Raw genomic sequence first — 17,339 nt, 5'->3', positions numbered from 1 at the left:
GCTGCGCTATCGGAAGCGCAGACCTTCATTTCGCGGAGCAGGACTTTGTCCCGGTATCGGCAATGCTCGCGATCATCCACCTTCCGTCGACACGAACCAGATTGAATAGGTCTGTTCCACAGTGATCAACCTTTCCATCGACCAGGAAGTCGAACGGCGCCCACACTACGGCGAGATCGTTGTCGATACGGATCAGTGGATTGTGAATGCGTTCTTCGATCTGTGTGGTCCCGGGTTTGCCTACGCGCTCCGCGAAAGCTTCAAAGGTCATCTGCGTGGGTTTTCCGTCGCGCATCAGCACCATCGTGCCACCCGGTAGCGTGGGCGCTTTGATCGCCGCGGCATCTCGTTTCGACATGCCCTCAAACATCGCATGGATCGGAGCCAGTACAGCTTGCTGCTCCGCCGATTGCGCAAAGACGTGGATGGCGATGCTCATTGCCAGAATCATGCCGAAAAAGAATGCGAACTTCCTGGTGTGCCTGTTCATGCTCGCCATTCTATCTTGAGATCAACGGCGAGAAACGCGCCTCTCGCAACTAAGGTTTGTGACGACGAAAAACAAACAATACCGTCCTCTTTGTCAGTTTCTCTTTTGCGGACGAACGAATGACTCACCACCCCAGCGCTATTCAATTACCGTTTCCGAACCTCTGGATGACGAGGCGCACGCTCGTTACTTCCTCCGTCGTTGTCGCGCGGTGCAGGCCACCTGCTTGCGGTACCGATAACCGCAGCACGAGCCGTCTGCCGCTCAAAGCCTCTGCGGGCACCGGAATGGTATAGGTTCCAGCGGCTTGACCGGAGCGTATCCCGAAGGGAGAGATGTTACCCAGATCCTTTCCACTCTGTGTCGTGAGCTGAATCTGATTGTGGCCGATCATGCCAACCGTCACGAGCAGCCAGGCCGTCTCACCCTTCCGCAGTGCATGCGGAAGGGTGAGCGTCATCTCGCGGGCGTCACCGGCTTGCCGGGACTGTGCCGTTGGAGCCGGTGTTGAACCAGCTTGCGGTGTAACGAATGCGAGGATGACAGACAACGCTAAGACGGACATGGCCAATAGACTACAGCGACTGCACGGTTACAGCACGAAGCACTGATGCACCTCCGCCAGAAGGTACGGCCCGGATAGTCACTGCGACATTCCCAGCCGCTGCGCTCAGATTGGCGAAGGCTTCTTTCCGCTTCGGCAGCGGAACAATGAAGGTTGCCTCGTCGGTCATTCCGGACATATGCATCATGCCGCAGAAGAAGGCGACCTTGCCGGCATAATAAGGACTATCTGCGGTGATGTTCGTCGCGTCCGCCGGTGCGCCTACCAGTACATCGAACTCGCGATTGGGCGAATTCTCCGTCGGACGAGGCACGGTGACCAGCGCGAAGAGGGATGTTGCCGTATCGCTGTCCAGATGGGTTTTGATCGCGGCGGCGCTGAGTGTCAGCGTGGCGGCGTTCCCCTTCATCAACCCTTCCACGGACGCGGTTGGATGCTTCGCGGCCAGGACCAGGTTCCGTTTCCCGATGATTTCTTCTCCGTAACCCGGTTCATAGTCGTACCCGAAACGGGACATGGAGATGTACTCCTTCGCGATACTGGGACCGACTTGCTTGCCGTTGCCGTCCACGTAAAAGAGGAAGGGTTCCTTTTCGTAAGACGGGAGTTGCTGGCTATTGGGAAGATAGGGCAGGTTGAGGGCCTGCTGCTTGCGTGTCCACACATCCCATAGCCGGTCCATGTTGCTGTGGTGCAGGAAGAAGATCGGATCGACAGGGGAGAGATTGTTGGTCATATTGCCCCAGGGTCCGTTGGGGATGGGTGACCCCTCTCCCGCTCCGCCGCCGATGTAGTTATGCGTGCTGTTGTGAGGGAGTCCTTCCAGGGTGGAGAAGACGGTGCCTTTAGAGGGGGCCGTGTTGTGCGAAGCTGTCGTGGAACTGTTGAAGCCGATTTTAATCGGGTTTGCGATGGGGATATGTTGGTAGTAGGTAGTGGCGAAGTTCGTTGGCTCAAGCCCGGAGTAAACCGTTCCCTTCGATACGTTCTTTTTGACCGAGTCACTCAGCTGGGGATTTTGAAGAGTGAGATAACGCGCAATGGGGGTCGGCGCGAAGGCCGTGTTCTCAGGATTAAAGTGTCCCGGATGTGATAGATGTCCCGTCATCGGGGTCGGAGTCCAACCCGATACATCGTTCCACATATCATCGAAGGTCTTGTACCCGCGGATATTCAGCTGCTGGATCTGGGCCGGGCTGAGCTTGCCCCAGTAGTTCTTGAGGGAAGGCTGAATGAAAGCCGTAAACGTCTGGAGGTCCTTGGTGTAGCGCTCGTAGGCAGAGGCGACCGGCGTCAGTACATCGTTGAACATAGAGTCCGGAATCTGCGCCAGATCGCTCCAATCCCAGTAGGGCATGGCGAAGTTCGGATCGCCGCTCATGGTGCGGATCGTCTGCTCAAAGTAGCCTAAGTATCCGCGGTGCCAGACGTAAAACCACCAGTTGCCGTGCGGACAATCCATCAGGTGGACGAAGGCGTTGCGAAACCAGTTCTGCGGATGATCCGCCGGTAGGTTCAACATCGCCTGGATGGCCTTTGCATAGCTGACGAGAGCCTTCTGGCCTTGCTGGCTGGTGACGCTATAGCGGCGATACTTTGCAGGGGCTTGGGCCAGGGCAAGATGCCGAGAGAGAGCGGCGGTTCCGGCAGTGGCGAGAGAGGTCTTCAGGAAGTCACGGCGAGTCGTTTCAAAGTAAATGCTCATTGTTCTTTTCACCTGAAACGGGCGAGCAGCCGAGCCGTGCGATAGGTAGAGTTCCGCAGAAAGCAGCTCTGGTGCGGGGTCCCGTTGTATCGAATTTGGATTAAGTTACCGTGCGCCCCGGGAAAGGGAAGCACGGGGATTTCTGGTTGCTAGAGGCCCGAGCTCACTAAAACTCTGCGAGAGAAGCAAGTGCGACTACAAACGCTGGAAATCCCGGCAATAGATGCCCGGCGAAAGACGAGGCCAATTATGGAAGAGCACTTTCTCAATGTCAAGGAAAGAAATAAGAAGATTGATTCACTCTATCGGTTTAATCTTCGACCGAGACATGTTGTTACGACATAGCACAGGAAACTACCAAACTAGTTAGGGCCACGGGTGCAGGTGTGCGTTATTAATCGTTCATAAGCAACAAGAAAATATGAAGATGTTGCGGAAACATTCCTGCTATGTATAATTCCGCACATTCTTAGATTCCAATTTGATGCAACGCTGATTCTGTCCGCACGAAGTTGTTGAACTTTAGCGAATACCGCTTGATAGGCTGCAACCTCTAAGCCTTAGAAACTGCTTCACGCTTGAACACACCAGAGCTTTTCAATCGTTACAGATTCTTCGATTTGATGAGGAACGCCTATGAAAGTGAGAGTCAGAACGATCTGCGTCGTGCTGCTCTTTATTGCGGCACTTAGTCTCTACCCACCACAACCTATTTCGGCACAGCCATCATCTCCGCGAGCACCGCAGGTGCGCATGAAGTTACACGACTTCATGCAGGGGCCTGATGGCGTGCGAGCCCGCAGCTCCTAAGCTGCGACTGGCCTGGTGGCACTGCGCGTTACAGCGACAAAGCTGCCATCCCTTGCTGTATTCCGTGCTGTATTACGTTCCAAGGGCCAAGCTTTCCATTGAAGCCGAATCTCGGCAGACCGGGCCCCCATTTACCTGCGCTTCGGCTTTATCTCTATCGCAACAGAACCGGTCGGTCCGCGTTCATCGTGGAGCCGTTCCTTTAGGGAGTCAATAAATGCGCCTACGCATTTTGTTGTTGTCGATGTTCTCTGCGTTGCTGTGCCAGCCTCTCGTCGCACAACAAAGCCCCCAACCCTTTGCAGCGCCACCAACGCTGCAGGAAAAAGCACTTCCAGGCAAGACTCTTTCTCTTGCACTCTCCCAACCGAAGCCTGGCTGCAATCCTTCCGGAGATGTTACCCACAACGGAAACCTCGTCACGCTCGATCTCAATGTGGTCAAGCGGCCCAACAAGATCTACGATCCCGGCACCGGATCCATGGATGATGTGGACCTGCGCTCCTATGGCGGATGCCTGACTGGACCTCTGATTGAAGTGAATCCTGGCAACACGCTACGTGTGTTTCTGCACAATGAGCTGGAGCAGCCGCCACCCGGCGCACCTAAATGCCCGGATGGCGGCCCGAACTGCTTCAGCATCATCAATCTTCACTTCCACGGCATGCATGTTTCGCCTGCGGGCAACAGCGATAACGTCCTGTTGAACATTGCTCCTAAGACCAATTTTCAATACGAGGTCAATGTGCCTGAGGACCATCCTGCAGGTACCTTCTGGTATCACGCACATCGCCACGGATCGACCGCTTTGCAGGTGGCGAGCGGAGCTTCGGGGGTACTGATCGTGCGCGGCAACCGACCGTACACGGGCTACACTCCCGGCGATATTGACACCATTCTGCGCGACGCTAATAACAAGCCCTTTACCGAGCAGGTGTTTCTCTTCCAGCAGATCCCCTACGCCTGCTTTAGTGATCCTCCGATCGATAAGAAGATCATTACCAATCCTGACGGCACCTGGAGCTGTCCGGCCGGCGATACCGGTGTGGTCGAAAACTTTAATGACCAGCTTTCTTCGCCAACGGTCTGGGACAATAGCGGACGGTTCACCAGCATTAACGGCGTCGTGCAACCTGCCATCACCAACGTTAAGGCAGGGGAGATCCAGCGCTGGCGGCTCATTCACGGTGGCATTCACGATACGGTGAATCTGCAGATCGTTCCGATGGTATCGAAGGGGCCGGCAGCCGCGCTGGCGCTACGCGGTATCTTCTCCGGAACACCGGCGCAACAAGCCAAGATCATTGCAGAAGTTTGCCCTATTACCCAGCCCGATTCGACCAAGCCTGTTGCCCTGGTCCCACAGTTTGAGATCGCTTCGGATGGCCTGACACGTACTGCGATTAATCCCATCGGGGTTGATGAAAAGAGCGTCAGTGGAGGCGTTGGCAGTAACTTCCTGCAGCCGGGCTATCGCAGCGACTTGCTAATGGTCTTTCCTCATGCCGGCACCTACTGCGTCCTGAACCAGGCGGCAACGCCGGAAGAGCGTGCCAATGCCGGCCCCGATGGAGGCCCCGGTGGTCAGGGTCCCAACGAGACTCAGCTGCTTGCGACTGTCATTGTGAAGGCTGGAATCACAGTCCCCACCGATCAACTCACAAAGTATGTGGAACAGACCCTGGTCAAGAACAACAAGAATCTTCCAGCGAACGCGTTGAAAGGTCTTGCTAATGGCGACCTGACTCCCTGGCGCGGCATGCCGGAGTCTGGCCCTGCCTCCAACTCTTCTGATCCGCTCGAAGTCGCTTTCTATATCGGGAATCTCCCCAGCCCTCCCGCTAAACCCACGGATCCCCCAGGAAAATTTGGCTTCTACATCAACTCCAAGGAGTACAGCCCCCACCGGATCGACTTCACCCGTCAGGTGGGCGCCACCGAGGATTGGGTGCTTACCTCCTATGGCGAACCCCACATCTTTCACATCCACGTCAATCCCTTCGAGGTCATGGACGTCACCCACGACGGGAAGAGCATCTACGGAGCGCACGGCGAGTGCCTGGTTCCACCCGACAGCGTCGGCCTGCAGAACCAGTACTGCGGCATGTGGCACACCTTCAAGGACACAGTCTTTGTGCAAAACAAATACCAGGTCCACATCCGTACCACCTATGACCGCTACATAGGCGAGTTCGTCATTCACTGTCACATCCTGGATCACGAGGATGGGGGAATGATGACCAATGTCGAGATCGTTCCCGACCTCGGTGCTCCAGGCAACGGCATAGGCATGCCCGAGATGAAGGACATGGACCATAACGAGCAGTAATCACTGGCGACAGCCAAAAGGAGGAATTCGATGAGCAATCCTTTCGCAGGTACCTGGACTTATCGCAGTTTTCTAAATGATCCCGGCCTTGTCGGCGACGACAAGGACAAGCTGTACCATCTCCTGTTCGCCGAGGGGGTGTGGACTGTAGAAGACACCCCCCTCCAAGATTCAGAGGTGTGCTGAGTTTCGGGGCAGGGGAAGACATGGATCTCATCGGTATCATCACACCAGCCGCGCCCGGCGGCCCGGCCCACGTACACATTACCGGCTCAGGGCGGCCAGGCACGCCGACGGCGGATTACTTCTACGACTACGATGGCTCCCTGACAGAACAGTGGCCCAACGGTGTGAAGCAGGTGCCCGCGATCACCGGCTCGACCATCCGCGTAAAACCGCATGATGGCAGGCCGGCAGGGGTAGTCGCTTCCATCATCGTCGTCAAGGCAGGCCTGGCCCAACAAGGCTAAAGGAGCAGGGAATGAAGCTGGGAATCCTGGCCTATGAAGGTGTCGATCTGCTCGATGTCATGGGCCCCTACGAGATGTTTAGCTGGGTCGATAAAAGCAAAGGCCTGGAGACCCTGATTCTCTCCGCCTGCGGAGACGCGGTAACCTCGGGAAATGGCGTGCGGTTCCATGCCCACGCCAGCTTCCGGGAGACTCCGAAGTTGGATATTGTCTGGGTGCCAGGTGGCATCGAGACAGCGCTCCAGAAGATGTTGCAGGATCCAGACTCACACTACTTCACGTATCTGCGGAAAGTATCGGCTCATGCGAAATGGGTTTGTTCCGTCTGCGAGGGCGCAATGCTGCTTGCCCGTGCAGGTCTGCTCGATGGCCGCAGAGCGACCACGCACTGGGCGTTCGTGAGATGTCTGCAGGAGTTTCGAGAGATTGAAGTCGATACAACTCACCAACGCTTTGTCGTGTCCGGAAACCGTCTGACAGGCGGTGGTATCTCTTCCGGATTGGATGAGGCTTTGAAGCTGATTACGCTGCTATACGACGAAGCCACCGCGGAGCAGGTCCAGGTAACAACGCAGTACTTTCCCAAGCCGCCGGTCTCAGGCTCTATCCCGCCAACGCCGGCCTGCACGTTGACGTGGTAAACAGGTTTGATTCGTGACAATTAGATGACAACTCGATGACAACCCAAGGGTTGGGATGGTCTAGATTCTTTTTATCGGTACTGGATCACGCGCGATTCCGGTGCGAAGAATGATTGGATGTAAGGGCTTCCTCTAGTCCAGGTTCCCTGATTTGCAGCGAAAAGTCAGCATCTTGACGTCTTGTTTACACCGCAAACCGGCGGTAGAATAGGAAGTTGCGGATTTGGTAATGGTTTTCAGTCAGTCCGTTGCGTGGAAAGCGAGGAACCTCTTACATGGCAAAACGCCGTGGCAATCCCAATTGGGGCAAGCCGGAGCCGATTGGCCCCGTCGTCCCGACCATCACATCGTTTGAGCAGGTCGTAAAGGAATACAAGCTGACGCCCGACCAGTACGTCCGGTCGACGCGGTTGCGCGAGTGGGCTCGTCGCAACAAGAACTCCAAGTACATTCCTGAGGCTCTGCTCGAGGCCTGGGGCTTCGAGATCGAGTCGACCCTCTAACGCATCAAACCAACATCAAAGCCGTCCGCAAGGGCGGCTTTTTACTGAAGCGGAGAACCGGAAAGACATGGCAGAACACGGCAATGGCTTTGTAGATGTAGCGGAAGCGGTAGCGGAGCTGAAAGCCGGACGGATGATCATCGTGGTCGACGACGAAGACCGCGAGAATGAGGGCGACCTGACCCTGGCAGCGGAGTTCTGCACGCCTGAGGCGATCAACTTCATGGCCAAGTTCGGCCGCGGCCTCATCTGCCTGACGCTGACCGAGGAACGGGCTGATGCAATGCGGCTCGGGCCGATGACCCAGGACAACACCTCGCGCTTCGGAACGGCGTTCACGGAGTCCATCGAGGCGCGCGAAGGCGTGACGACGGGCATCTCCGCCGCCGACCGTGCCCACACAATTCAAGTGGCCATTAGCCCCACGACGACGGCCCATGACCTGGCGCGTCCCGGCCACGTTTTTCCGCTGCGCGCGCGCAAGGGCGGCGTGCTGGTTCGTGCAGGGCAGACCGAGGCTTCGGTCGACCTGGCGCGCATGGCAGGGCTGATTCCGGCAGGCGTGATCTGCGAGATCATGAACGAAGACGGCACGATGGCTCGTGTGCCGGACCTGATCGAGTTCTGCCGCGTGCATGAGCTCAAGATGATCACGGTCGCCGAGGTCATCCGCTACAGGCTGCAGCATGAGCGCTACGTGAAGCGCGTTGCGGAAGCTATGTTGCCCACGGCTTTTGGCGAGTTCCGTATGATCGCCTATGAGAGTGAAGTGGAGGGCGGAGAATCCCACGTGGCTCTCGTGTATGGCGATGTGGAAGAGGGAACCGTCGACAATCCCGTGCTGGTGCGCGTGCACACGCATTGCCTGTCGGGCAACATCTTTGCCGCCAGCCTGTGCGACTGCCGCGCGGTCGTCGAGGGTTCGCTACGAGCCATCGCCGAAGCCGGACGCGGGGCGCTGGTCTATCTGCATCACACGCAGCGCGGCTTCGGGATCGATCGCACCGTGCAGCCGGGACGTCTGAGCTTCCATCGCGAAGAAGGCCGCAGCAATGAAGGACCGGGCGACAAGGAGCATCGTATCCTGCGCCAGGTTGGTCTTGGCGGACAGATCCTCTCCGATCTTGGGATTAAGAAGATCAAGCTGTTGAGCAACCATCGCACGCATGTGCCTGCGCTGCAGGGGTTCGGCATCGAGATCGTAGATCAGGTGTCGATTCCGGTAGAGGCGGTCAAGCGGTAAGAGGAAGAGCTTTAACGTAGAAGGCGGGTTTTGTTTTGAAGGGGCGGGGCTTTCAGCCCCGCCGTTAGAAGCCGCCGGATACAGTGACTTTAGTCACTGAGGGAACGATGTCTGTGCAAGCTCAGGTGCTTCTTAAGGGCAAAGATATTCCAAGAGACAGAGCCCTTGCCCCTAGCTCCCTCCGCGGCTGAAGCCGCTTTACTTATTGCGTTGGCTCAACGGCGGGGCTGAAGCCCCGCCCCTTCAAAACCAAAAGTATGGCCAAATCCTGAAACACAGTTGCATGACATCCTAAAGAATATTCAGCAGCGAGCCGAATCCGCGCTCATTCATCGTTTGAACGAACGCGGCATGGTTTGTGTATTGGATGGCCTGCATCCCCACAGCCTCTGCCGCTTTGATATTTTCCATGCGATCGTCGATGAACAGAATCTCTGACGGTGGCAGTCCGAGCCCTTCGGCTGCGTGATGATAGATCGCAGGCTCCGGCTTCGCGAGCAGGAGTCTGTGGGACCAGGTATGGTGGTCGAAGTCCGCGAGCCAGGCGAAGGTCTGCACGATGCCTACTTCCATGGCGTCGGGCATATTGGAAAGTATTCCGGTCTTGATCCCCGCGCGCTGCAGGCTGGCAGCCCAGTCGATCATTGCCTGGTTCGGCTGCGTCCAGAGGCCGATGTCCGCAGCGACGAGCTCGGCCAGAGCCTCGGGGGTGAGAGGCTGGTGCAGATCGTCGGCAACGATCTGCCAGTAGGCCCGGCTGGTCAGTGTGCCGCGATCATAGTCGTCGCGATGGCTCCAGTAGGCCTGATGGAAGCTCGCTTCGTCGGCGGAGAAGACGCGCTTCAGGCGTTCCCAGGAAGCTGGGTCCGGGGGGCCGGAGAGAACCATTCCGAAGTCGAAGAGGACGGCGCGGATCGTTGCTTTTGAGAGGGGCATCCTTCAGCGATTGTAAGAGAATCGAGGGTGGACGCGTATCCTCGAGAGAGCAACATGAACTTTTCGACACGAACCAACTGGAACCTTGCGGAGAATGATTTCACCGTCGCGGTGCGTGAGGCTTACAGCTCCGGCGCTGAGCTCTTCGATCTGACGGTGTCCAATCCGACGTCCTGCGGCTTTACCTACGACGCTGAAGCGCTGCTTAAGCCCCTGGGGCAACTGGAAGCGATGCACTACGAGCCCGACCCGCTCGGCATGTCTACTGCCCGTGCGGCTGTTGCGCAGTACTATCGCGACGCAGGGGCTGAGATCGCCATCGAACGCATCTGCCTGACGACCAGTACCAGTGAGGCCTACAGCTTTCTCTTTCGACTGCTCTGCGACCCCGGCGACGAAGTTCTGATCGCGCGGCCAAGTTATCCGTTGTTCGACTTCATCGCGCGGCTGGACGATGTGCGGCTCGTCGAGTACCCGCTGCTCTACGATCACGGCTGGCACATTGATTTTCATTCGCTGGAGCAGTCCATCACTCCACGAACGCGCGCCATCGTTATCGTTCATCCGAACAATCCGACAGGGAATTTTGCCTCCGATGCCGAGCGTGCTGCGCTGGACGATCTCTGCGCGAGGCGCAACCTTGCCCTGATCGTCGACGAGGTCTTTCTCGATTATTCGGTTGCCGAGACTACGCCGCCCAGCTTTGCGGCAGATAGCTCGCAGGCGCTGACCTTTGTGCTCAGCGGTCTCAGCAAGGTCTGTGGCCTGCCGCAGATGAAGGTCTCGTGGATCGCGGCAACGGGGCCAGACACAATCGTGTCCGAGGCCATGGCACGCATCGAGGTGATCGCCGATACCTTCCTTTCGATGAATGCACCGATGCAGAGGGCCCTGCCACATTGGCTGGCTGAACGGAGAGATCTGCAACAGCAGATTCGAGCACGGATGCAGACGAATCTTGCCATGCTCGATGCGCGGCTACCAGGAACGCAGGCCAACAGGCTCGCGATGCAGGGCGGATGGACGGCTGTGCTGCGAGTGCCACGAACCGTGCAGGGAAGGCCCTTTGCGGAGGCCGCGCTGAGGCAAGGGGTGATCGTCCAGCCAGGCGAGTTTTATGGCTTGCCTGAAGGGCGCGTAGTGCTTAGTTTGTTGACGCCGTTGTCGATCTGGCAGAGCGGTTTAGAGCGCTTGCCCATCGACTAAAGGTGTTCCGTAGAGGTGTAGAGAGTTCTTTCCGAAGTTAGCTCTAGTGTGATGAGCCGTTAGTTCGTCGAAGAAGCCGTGTGGCCATCTATGGCGCGAAGCGCGTTCCCTGATGCTTTAGCGTCAGGGAGTCGGAGGGAGCCGTAGCCTTTAGGCTACGGAATTCAGGCCTGACGAAGATGTGGCCTTTAGGCCCGGGCCTTCTTTCGACTGCGGACAAGAGGCCTGGGGCTAAAGCCCGATTCTCGGTCTGCCCTTGATTCTGTAGCCTAAAGGCGATTGCCTCCCTTACCCTCCGTACCGCGACGCTAAAGCGTCACGGTTTGCGCTTCGCGCTATTCGGAACGGGCGTCAGATCAAGAAGGGATTGGATGTCCGCTCCCGCACGATGGTCGTTGTCGGCCCATGGCCGGGAACCACAAGGGTTGCGTCGGGCAAGGGAAGCAGGCGTTCCCGAATACTCTCCAGGATCTTGGCGGTGTTGCCGCCGGGGAGGTCGGTGCGTCCTATGCTGCGCGCAAAGAGGGTGTCTCCTGCCAGCAACAGGTTTTCAGTGGGAATGTACAGGCAGAGGCTGCCTTCGGTGTGGCCAGGAGTGTGCAGCACGGTGGCCTCGATTCCGCGCACGGTGATCTTTTCTTCGTCGGCGGGAGAGTGATCGGGCGGCTTGACCTCGGGGACGGCGACCTCAATCCAGGCAGCCTGTTCCTCCATGATCGCGACGAGGGGTAAGTCGGCCTGGTTGTAGAGAATCGGCGCGCCGGTGATCTGTTTGAGTTCGAAGGCGCTGGCGATGTGATCGATGTGCGCGTGGGTCACGACGATCTGCTTCACGGTGAGTTGATGCTTCGCGAGCACGGCCAGGATGCGCGGGATATCGTATCCCGGATCGACGACGATGGCCTCGCGCGAAGCCTCGTCACCAAGTACGGTGCAGTTGCATCCAAGAAGTCCGACAGCCAGGGTCTCGCGAATCAATGTTGTCTCCAAAACAAAAGCGCAGGCGGGTAGCCTGCGCTGTCGATGCTAAAAATGGGTTACTTCTTGGCGGGTGTCGTCTGGCTCGACGGCGTGCCCGAGAACACGGAGTGGCCGCCGGCATTGCGCGACATCATGACCGTGAGGCCAATGGAGGTCAGCATGAAGATGATGGCGGACCAAGTGGTCAGGCGAGTCAGCAGGTTGGCTGCGCCACGAGGACCGAAAGCCGTCTGAGAACCCTGACCGCCGAAGGCGCCGGCGAGGTCGGCCGATTTACCCTGCTGTACCAGAACAACGCCAATAAGGAACAAGCAGACAACGACGTGCAGAATAACGAGAAGAATGATCATGGTTCGAGCGTTGCCTTCGGGCCGCAACTGCGGCAGAGTCCTGAAATAGTGGATTGGTACGGAGGAGGGATGTGCCCCCATGCCTTGCGGCGTTAGCTCCTCAATCTCGATGTAAGTTTATCACCGGTTATCGTGCGGTGTCATGTGATTGATTTTATTGGTAGCGTCCCGGTTTGTGAGGTCGAACTGTGCAGGCCCTTCCGATCCGTGTGTCAACAAGCTGTTGCATAGCTCGACTTCTCCCCAAGAGCAGCTTTATGAGAGCAGAAAGCGCTCCAGCTCTGCGAAGAACGCGGGTGTTTCTTCCAGCCAGGGGAAGTGTCCACTTTTCTCAAAGATCACTAACGAAGATTCAGGGATGCCCTCGTGCAGGCGTTCCGATAAGGCCACAGGACAGATAAAGTCATGCCGTCCTACCAGGATGAGTGTCTTTGCCTTGATCGCATCCAGAGATTTGGTCTGGTCCGTTGGGACAGCCCTGTCCGCTGCAAATTGAGAGGTGAAGGCATAGGAAGAGATGGGACCGGACAGATGCTTGCGGGCCAGAGATAACGACTTTTCCGGGCTGTAAAGGTAGAGCGGCAGAACCTGAGCAATGAATGATTCAAGGCTCTCATCGCTTGAGGCAGGGTTGATCTGTCCTGTAAAAAATGCCGATACAACTTTTGTAGCCTCTTCAAACCGTGGATCGGTAGATCGATCCTGGAGGATTCGTTGTGTGTCTGCAGCCGCGCTCAAGCCCAGCACCTGGCTGTCGCAGAGCACCAACTTATTCACGCGGTCAGGATAGCGAGTGGCATAGGAGAGAGCAATGGCGCCAGAGTTGGAGTGGCCCAGGATGCTGATTTGTGAGAGGTCAAGATGCTCCCGCAGGGCCTCAAGATCATCTGCCATATCGATACTTCCCATGTGCGTGGCATCGGCTGGACGGCCTGAAAGTCCACTGCCTCGGCTATCGATAAAGACGAGCTTAAAGTGCCTGGCCAGGGAGCTGAAAGCGCGCTGCAAGTAGCCGGAAGTTACTCCCCAGCCCGGAGACACAAGAAAGAGTGCCGGGCCATTGCCGATAGTCCTGTAATGAAGATCGACTCCATTGAGGTTGACGGTGTGATCTTCCATAAGGCGTTCTTTGGGACTCATGATTCCTGTCCTATATTCCTTGTTCCATCGTCGATGGTTTTATTGATTGTCCTCTTGCAGCGTGCCTCTTGTGTGGTGCTGATTACGGAGAGCCTTACACAAGAGGCCACTGCATCAGAAGCCAGGGCCACAATGATTCCGCCTTATTCTTCTTCGTTGGTGCCTGTTGCTTCAAAAGTAACGTCACTATCGTTCCACGTTATCTCTATGGGCGTTCCCAGGTTGCGCGATACGCGCTCAGTCATCTGTTTCTTCGCATGGAACACGGTAAATTCCATAAAAGCCTTGTCGAAACCTTCCTTCCTCAAGACTGCCCTCAAGTCCGCTTCGCTTTTGTCAAGAGCTTGAACAAGACTCTTCATGTTGTTGGGGCGACCCCATTCGGTTGTTCTGCTTATATGAATTGAATCTGCGGCAGTCAAAATAGACGGGCCATTATTGTTAATCAGTTTTTGAGCCGTCGATCGCCGGGCAGTCAGATGAAATTGGGTAATCTTCAGATTGAGCTCCGCACCCCGAAAGGAGGTTGGAACACATGTGAAGTTCAGGTGAAAAGCTAATGGGAGACTACCGCTCTTGGCGGGAGGAATGTATGCCTTCGAGATGCAGTTACTGCGTCCTATGCAGCCATCGAGGCCTGTAGTGGGAAACCGAAACTCATCAATTGCGAGATCTTTAAATATCTCGTGGAGAAACTCGGTTTTGTCATTATTTTTGTAGAGATCCATCACATGGCTGCTTGGATGGAGGTTTGCGTTCAATGAATTCGGTTCGATAATGGGCATTGCTTCTCCAGCTTTAAGAGCTTGTAGATCTCGTTCCTGGAGAAATAACACCTGGCCCGGTGATCTATTCCCATGCGCTCGCATTCGAGAGATCGATGCCTCAAAGCTTCGCGTTTGCCTGAAGGGGAATTGAGCAGACTCTGAAGGGCGAGGTTTGCCCCTTACATCATGCGGTGCATTGCATTCAATCTTCTGCAGCCGTCGTCGTGACGAAAAAAGAAGGCCAACCGATTCCGGTTGACCTTCGTAGTACTTGAAACTTTGGATTGGTGCGGAGGAGGGGACTTGAACCCCTATGCCTTGCGGCGCTAGCACCTCAAGCTAGTGCGTCTGCCAATTTCGCCACCTCCGCATGGAGCCTGACACACGCGAAAGTGCGACAGGAGTGACGTGCAATCCGTAGTTGAGTATAGCACCTTCGGCGGGGCATTCAAACCCCTGTGGATCACTGATTTGAAGACGGCAGCGGTGGATATTAAAAATAGCGGGTAAGCTCCGCGATGCCGGCCAGTTCAAGCAGCTTTGCATTGCCGGTGGGAGCGTCGACGGTCTCGTGCTCCAGCACCCAGGTGAAATCATGCGGAACAAACACGGCATGGAGTCCGGCCGCCAGGGACGGATTGATGTCCGACTTCGGCGAGTTGCCGATCATCCAGGTGTTCGCCTTATCGAGACTGTGGCGTGCGGCGAGTTCACGGTAGGCCGTTTCGTTCTTTTCGGCCAGAACTTCCACGGCTGAAAAGAAGGGCCGCAGTCCCGAGCGCTCGAGCTTGTCGGTCTGCTCTTCCAGATTTCCCTTGGTGACCAGGATGAGCCGGTGGCGAAGGCTCAGTTCTTTGAGGGTTTCGGAGACGCCGTCGAGCAGCTCGATCTCCGCCGCTGAGATCGACTCGGTGAAGGACACGATGCGTGCATGCTTCTCCGGGGTGATCACGGAGTCCGTGAGTTGCTCAAAGCAGGTGACCAGCGATCGGCGAAAGCTCTGCAGTCCATAGCCATGCGCGGCAATGGTGGCGCGCTCGCAGGTGTTCAGATGTTCGCGGACCTCTTCGGGCGAATGCACGCGATGGTCGAGATAGGAGATGAACGCTGCAATCGCGCGCTCGAAGTAGATGTTGTTCTCCCACAGCGTGTCGTCCGCGTCGAAGAGGAGCGTCTGGTTGAGGGCGCGAGCTGGAAGCTCAGCTTGCGAGCCGGTTGGAGTTCCTGCGATGATCGAGCTCATGCGCTCATTGTAATGAACGCAGACGCGCCAATTGGGTGCGATGGTACTCTCGCCAGCATGGATAAAGCCGCATACGAGGAGAGCAAGAAGGGCGATGGAGCCTGGCCCCTGGCTTTTCTCCTTTCCCTTGCGGCGATCTTCTTCCTTACCTACTTCAATCGATTTGCCGGGCTTCGCTCGGGAGACGGCGAGTTCAGTGGCGGCGTAGCCTTCCTGGCCGGCAAGCTCCCGTATCGCGATTACTATACGGCGGGCCCCCCGCTCAATCAGATCAAGTCGGCACTGGAACTTGCAATCTTTGGCAAGACACTTCTGGTGACTCGTCTGGCTGGGGTGGCGGAAAGATTGGCGATTGCAGCGCTGCTGTATACGTGGCTGCGGCGGATCTTCAGCTCCTGGGCCTCGGCCATCGCCGCTCTGGTGACGATCATCGTCTCGGCAGGCGATCACACGGACCCGCTGGCTTCTTACAATCACGACGCGATTCTCTTCGCGATCTTGTGCGGCTTTCTGGCGAGTCTCTCTCTGGAAACCAAACACACACGGAGAGGCCTACTTTTGGCAGCTCTGGCTGGAGTGGCCGCTAGTCTCAGCTCTCTGACGAAGCAGACGGTGGGGCTCGGATCGACGGTCGCTGTGCTGGCTCTTGGAGCTGTTGCAATCTTTCAACTGCGTGGGATCAGGAGCTCCATAGGGTGGGCGATGGCCTATCTGGGTGGCTTTGCCGTGCCTGTACTCGCGTTAGGGATCTATCTCCATCGTCTCGGTCTTCTGCGAGCGTGCCTCACGATGCTCTTTGTGAGCGGCCCCTCGGCCAAGGCCTCCGCTCCGCATGCTTTTTTGACGCGCGAGTTTTCTGTCGCTGCGGACAATCCGGCCTGGGTGATCCCGGCCCTGATTGCCATAGTGCTGAGTGCTTGCGCTATCTGGCGTTCGGTAACGGGTACCAGGAGAAGTGAAGAGTGTCCTCCTGTGCGCTGGTTTTATCTTTGGCTGGTTGTGTTTGCGGTGATCGGGTTGGCTGTGGCGCTCGATCTTACGGCGTTGCCTGCTCTCAACGATTTCTCGAAGTGTTCCGTGTATTACGTTCTGCTGGCCGATAGTGTTTTGGGTGCGGTGGTTCTTGGGTATGGACTGAAGGCTCGCAGAGTGGATACGCGCCTCTGGCAGATCGTTTTGTTTGCAGGAGTCGGATGGTCTGTGGCTGTAACGCTTTCTCTCTCGTGGCCGGCGTTTGAAGCCATGACTCTTCCGGGATTGGCCCTACTGCTTGCTGCCGTTCTGGAGGGTTCAAAGGGTTGGGGCAGGCGGTTTCTCTTTCTGGTGATCGCAGCGATGGTCTTTCTTGCGGTGCGCGAAAAGCTGGATCTGCCGTTCAGCTTCGACCATCAGGATGAACCCGCCGTTCGCTTTGCCACGCAGCCCTCCACAGAGCCTATGCTGCGCGGCATGCGCCTGCCACCGGAGACTGTGCGTCTTCTGGATGTGGCGGCCTCGACGATGAGAGCGAAGGCTGGAGCGGGCGATACGGTCTTTACCTATCCTGAGATGGGCCTGCTCTATGTTCTGAGCGGAAAGAATCCGCCGACGTGGTCGGGTTCGCACAACATCGATGTGGTTCCCGACAGCTTCGCGCGAGAGGAGTCCAGCCGCGTGTTGCGAGCCCGGCCTGCTGTCCTGCTCTATGCGCGGCCTACCGAGGCCCAGCTTCGCCTTGAAGAAGCTGTCTGGCGTAACGGAAACCGCAGCGGGCAACGCGATCTCGTCGCGGTACTCGATACACTTGCAGCGGAGTATCAACTGGTGGATACCTTCTGTCTCCAGCCCGGAGATAACCCGATACGTTTGTATGTGCGACGCTCCCGGTAAGTTGACACCCTAAGAATTGGATTGCTATAAAGGGCGCTCCATCAACTCACCGTATGAACAACGCCTACGTGCGAGCCTCTCTGAATCAGTT

The 17,339-nt window shown here is 56.9% G+C and carries 18 protein-coding genes and 1 tRNA gene; 9 read left to right on the top strand and 10 right to left on the bottom strand.

The window, feature by feature from the left end:
• Nucleotides 1-25: 25 nt before the first annotated feature.
• The 3 genes from HDF15_RS02655 to HDF15_RS02645 all read right to left on the bottom strand — a co-directional run bounded on the left by HDF15_RS02655 (nt 26) and on the right by HDF15_RS02645 (nt 2,760).
• Nucleotides 26-439: a nuclear transport factor 2 family protein gene (locus tag HDF15_RS02655; protein WP_260330783.1), complete on the bottom strand. Its 414-nt coding sequence runs from the start codon at nt 437-439 to the stop codon at nt 26-28.
• A 193-nt stretch (nt 440-632) separates the two neighbouring features.
• Nucleotides 633-1,055 carry a hypothetical protein gene (locus tag HDF15_RS02650; protein ID WP_184252712.1) on the bottom strand — a complete coding sequence of 141 codons (423 nt, stop codon included), beginning with the start codon at nt 1,053-1,055 and terminating at the stop codon, nt 633-635.
• A 10-nt stretch (nt 1,056-1,065) separates the two neighbouring features.
• A complete protein-coding gene (locus tag HDF15_RS02645) occupies nt 1,066-2,760 on the bottom strand; it encodes a tyrosinase family protein (RefSeq protein ID WP_184252711.1) in 1,695 nt (564 codons plus the stop codon).
• 636 nt (nt 2,761-3,396) lie between these two features.
• Here HDF15_RS02645 and HDF15_RS02640 point away from each other — a divergent pair.
• The 7 genes from HDF15_RS02640 to ribB all read left to right on the top strand — a co-directional run bounded on the left by HDF15_RS02640 (nt 3,397) and on the right by ribB (nt 8,756).
• Entirely contained in the window at nt 3,397-3,570 is a 174-nt protein-coding gene (locus HDF15_RS02640) for a hypothetical protein (RefSeq protein ID WP_184252710.1), read from the top strand.
• Between the two features lie 217 nt (nt 3,571-3,787).
• The gene (locus HDF15_RS02635) at nt 3,788-5,899 is read left to right on the top strand and encodes a multicopper oxidase family protein (RefSeq protein ID WP_184252709.1); all 2,112 of its coding nucleotides are present in this window, start codon (nt 3,788-3,790) and stop codon (nt 5,897-5,899) included.
• Nucleotides 5,900-5,929: 30 nt separating this feature from the next.
• Nucleotides 5,930-6,085: a hypothetical protein gene (locus HDF15_RS25475; protein WP_221314242.1), complete on the top strand. Its 156-nt coding sequence runs from the start codon at nt 5,930-5,932 to the stop codon at nt 6,083-6,085.
• A 20-nt stretch (nt 6,086-6,105) separates the two neighbouring features.
• On the top strand, nt 6,106-6,369 hold the full coding sequence (locus HDF15_RS25470) for a hypothetical protein (protein ID WP_221314241.1): 264 nt from the start codon (nt 6,106-6,108) through the stop codon (nt 6,367-6,369).
• An 11-nt stretch (nt 6,370-6,380) separates the two neighbouring features.
• On the top strand, nt 6,381-7,010 hold the full coding sequence (locus HDF15_RS02625; RefSeq protein ID WP_184252708.1) for a DJ-1/PfpI family protein: 630 nt from the start codon (nt 6,381-6,383) through the stop codon (nt 7,008-7,010).
• 275 nt (nt 7,011-7,285) lie between these two features.
• Entirely contained in the window at nt 7,286-7,513 is a 228-nt protein-coding gene (locus tag HDF15_RS02620; protein WP_014265581.1) for a hypothetical protein, read from the top strand.
• Between the two features lie 67 nt (nt 7,514-7,580).
• Nucleotides 7,581-8,756, top strand: coding sequence for a 3,4-dihydroxy-2-butanone-4-phosphate synthase (gene ribB / locus HDF15_RS02615; RefSeq protein WP_184252707.1), 1,176 nt, complete (start codon nt 7,581-7,583; stop codon nt 8,754-8,756).
• A 291-nt stretch (nt 8,757-9,047) separates the two neighbouring features.
• Here ribB and HDF15_RS02610 read toward each other — a convergent pair whose 3' ends face one another.
• Nucleotides 9,048-9,692 carry an HAD family phosphatase gene (locus tag HDF15_RS02610; protein ID WP_184252706.1) on the bottom strand — a complete coding sequence of 215 codons (645 nt, stop codon included), beginning with the start codon at nt 9,690-9,692 and terminating at the stop codon, nt 9,048-9,050.
• Nucleotides 9,693-9,746: 54 nt separating this feature from the next.
• Here HDF15_RS02610 and HDF15_RS02605 point away from each other — a divergent pair, with 54 nt between their 5' ends.
• Nucleotides 9,747-10,898 carry a pyridoxal phosphate-dependent aminotransferase gene (locus HDF15_RS02605; RefSeq protein WP_184252705.1) on the top strand — a complete coding sequence of 384 codons (1,152 nt, stop codon included), beginning with the start codon at nt 9,747-9,749 and terminating at the stop codon, nt 10,896-10,898.
• 351 nt (nt 10,899-11,249) lie between these two features.
• Here HDF15_RS02605 and HDF15_RS02600 read toward each other — a convergent pair whose 3' ends face one another.
• The 6 genes from HDF15_RS02600 to HDF15_RS02575 all read right to left on the bottom strand — a co-directional run bounded on the left by HDF15_RS02600 (nt 11,250) and on the right by HDF15_RS02575 (nt 15,379).
• A complete protein-coding gene (locus HDF15_RS02600; RefSeq protein WP_184252704.1) occupies nt 11,250-11,876 on the bottom strand; it encodes an MBL fold metallo-hydrolase in 627 nt (208 codons plus the stop codon).
• A 59-nt stretch (nt 11,877-11,935) separates the two neighbouring features.
• On the bottom strand, nt 11,936-12,310 hold the full coding sequence (gene secG, locus HDF15_RS02595; RefSeq protein WP_311733018.1) for a preprotein translocase subunit SecG: 375 nt from the start codon (nt 12,308-12,310) through the stop codon (nt 11,936-11,938).
• A gap of 174 nt (nt 12,311-12,484) precedes the next feature.
• The gene (locus tag HDF15_RS02590) at nt 12,485-13,369 is read right to left on the bottom strand and encodes an alpha/beta fold hydrolase (protein WP_184252703.1); all 885 of its coding nucleotides are present in this window, start codon (nt 13,367-13,369) and stop codon (nt 12,485-12,487) included.
• Nucleotides 13,370-13,512: 143 nt separating this feature from the next.
• Entirely contained in the window at nt 13,513-14,154 is a 642-nt protein-coding gene (locus tag HDF15_RS02585) for a hypothetical protein (RefSeq protein ID WP_184252702.1), read from the bottom strand.
• A 267-nt stretch (nt 14,155-14,421) separates the two neighbouring features.
• Nucleotides 14,422-14,506 (bottom strand) — tRNA-Leu (locus HDF15_RS02580).
• A 123-nt stretch (nt 14,507-14,629) separates the two neighbouring features.
• Nucleotides 14,630-15,379: an HAD family hydrolase gene (locus HDF15_RS02575; RefSeq protein WP_184252701.1), complete on the bottom strand. Its 750-nt coding sequence runs from the start codon at nt 15,377-15,379 to the stop codon at nt 14,630-14,632.
• A gap of 57 nt (nt 15,380-15,436) precedes the next feature.
• On the opposite strand from HDF15_RS02575, the gene HDF15_RS02570 reads away from it, so the two are divergent.
• Nucleotides 15,437-17,248: a glycosyltransferase family 39 protein gene (locus HDF15_RS02570; protein ID WP_184252700.1), complete on the top strand. Its 1,812-nt coding sequence runs from the start codon at nt 15,437-15,439 to the stop codon at nt 17,246-17,248.
• Nucleotides 17,249-17,339 lie beyond the last annotated feature (91 nt).

The sequence above is a fragment of the Granulicella mallensis genome, from assembly GCF_014203225.1.
GTDB lineage: Bacteria > Acidobacteriota > Terriglobia > Terriglobales > Acidobacteriaceae > Granulicella > Granulicella mallensis_A.
Note: the sequence above shows the minus strand (reverse complement) of the source record. Positions and strands in the feature narration are given on the sequence as shown.

Bases quoted from the DNA above. Each gene is read 5' to 3' on its own strand.
- HDF15_RS02640 (WP_184252710.1), top strand. From the start codon at position 3,397: ATGAAAGTGAGAGTCAGAACGATCTGCGTCGTGCTGCTCTTTATTGCG.
- HDF15_RS02610 (WP_184252706.1), bottom strand. From the start codon at position 9,692: ATGCCCCTCTCAAAAGCAACGATCCGCGCCGTCCTCTTCGACTTCGGA.
- HDF15_RS02620 (WP_014265581.1), top strand. From the start codon at position 7,286: ATGGCAAAACGCCGTGGCAATCCCAATTGGGGCAAGCCGGAGCCGATT.
- HDF15_RS02645 (WP_184252711.1), bottom strand. From the start codon at position 2,760: ATGAGCATTTACTTTGAAACGACTCGCCGTGACTTCCTGAAGACCTCT.
- HDF15_RS02605 (WP_184252705.1), top strand. From the start codon at position 9,747: ATGAACTTTTCGACACGAACCAACTGGAACCTTGCGGAGAATGATTTC.
- HDF15_RS02575 (WP_184252701.1), bottom strand. From the start codon at position 15,379: ATGAGCTCGATCATCGCAGGAACTCCAACCGGCTCGCAAGCTGAGCTT.
- HDF15_RS02625 (WP_184252708.1), top strand. From the start codon at position 6,381: ATGAAGCTGGGAATCCTGGCCTATGAAGGTGTCGATCTGCTCGATGTC.
- secG (WP_311733018.1), bottom strand. From the start codon at position 12,310: ATGGGGGCACATCCCTCCTCCGTACCAATCCACTATTTCAGGACTCTG.
- HDF15_RS02585 (WP_184252702.1), bottom strand. From the start codon at position 14,154: ATGCCCATTATCGAACCGAATTCATTGAACGCAAACCTCCATCCAAGC.
- HDF15_RS02590 (WP_184252703.1), bottom strand. From the start codon at position 13,369: ATGAGTCCCAAAGAACGCCTTATGGAAGATCACACCGTCAACCTCAAT.
- HDF15_RS02635 (WP_184252709.1), top strand. From the start codon at position 3,788: ATGCGCCTACGCATTTTGTTGTTGTCGATGTTCTCTGCGTTGCTGTGC.
- HDF15_RS02655 (WP_260330783.1), bottom strand. From the start codon at position 439: ATGAGCATCGCCATCCACGTCTTTGCGCAATCGGCGGAGCAGCAAGCT.
- HDF15_RS02650 (WP_184252712.1), bottom strand. From the start codon at position 1,055: ATGTCCGTCTTAGCGTTGTCTGTCATCCTCGCATTCGTTACACCGCAA.
- HDF15_RS02570 (WP_184252700.1), top strand. From the start codon at position 15,437: ATGGATAAAGCCGCATACGAGGAGAGCAAGAAGGGCGATGGAGCCTGG.
- HDF15_RS25475 (WP_221314242.1), top strand. From the start codon at position 5,930: ATGAGCAATCCTTTCGCAGGTACCTGGACTTATCGCAGTTTTCTAAAT.
- ribB (WP_184252707.1), top strand. From the start codon at position 7,581: ATGGCAGAACACGGCAATGGCTTTGTAGATGTAGCGGAAGCGGTAGCG.
- HDF15_RS25470 (WP_221314241.1), top strand. From the start codon at position 6,106: ATGGATCTCATCGGTATCATCACACCAGCCGCGCCCGGCGGCCCGGCC.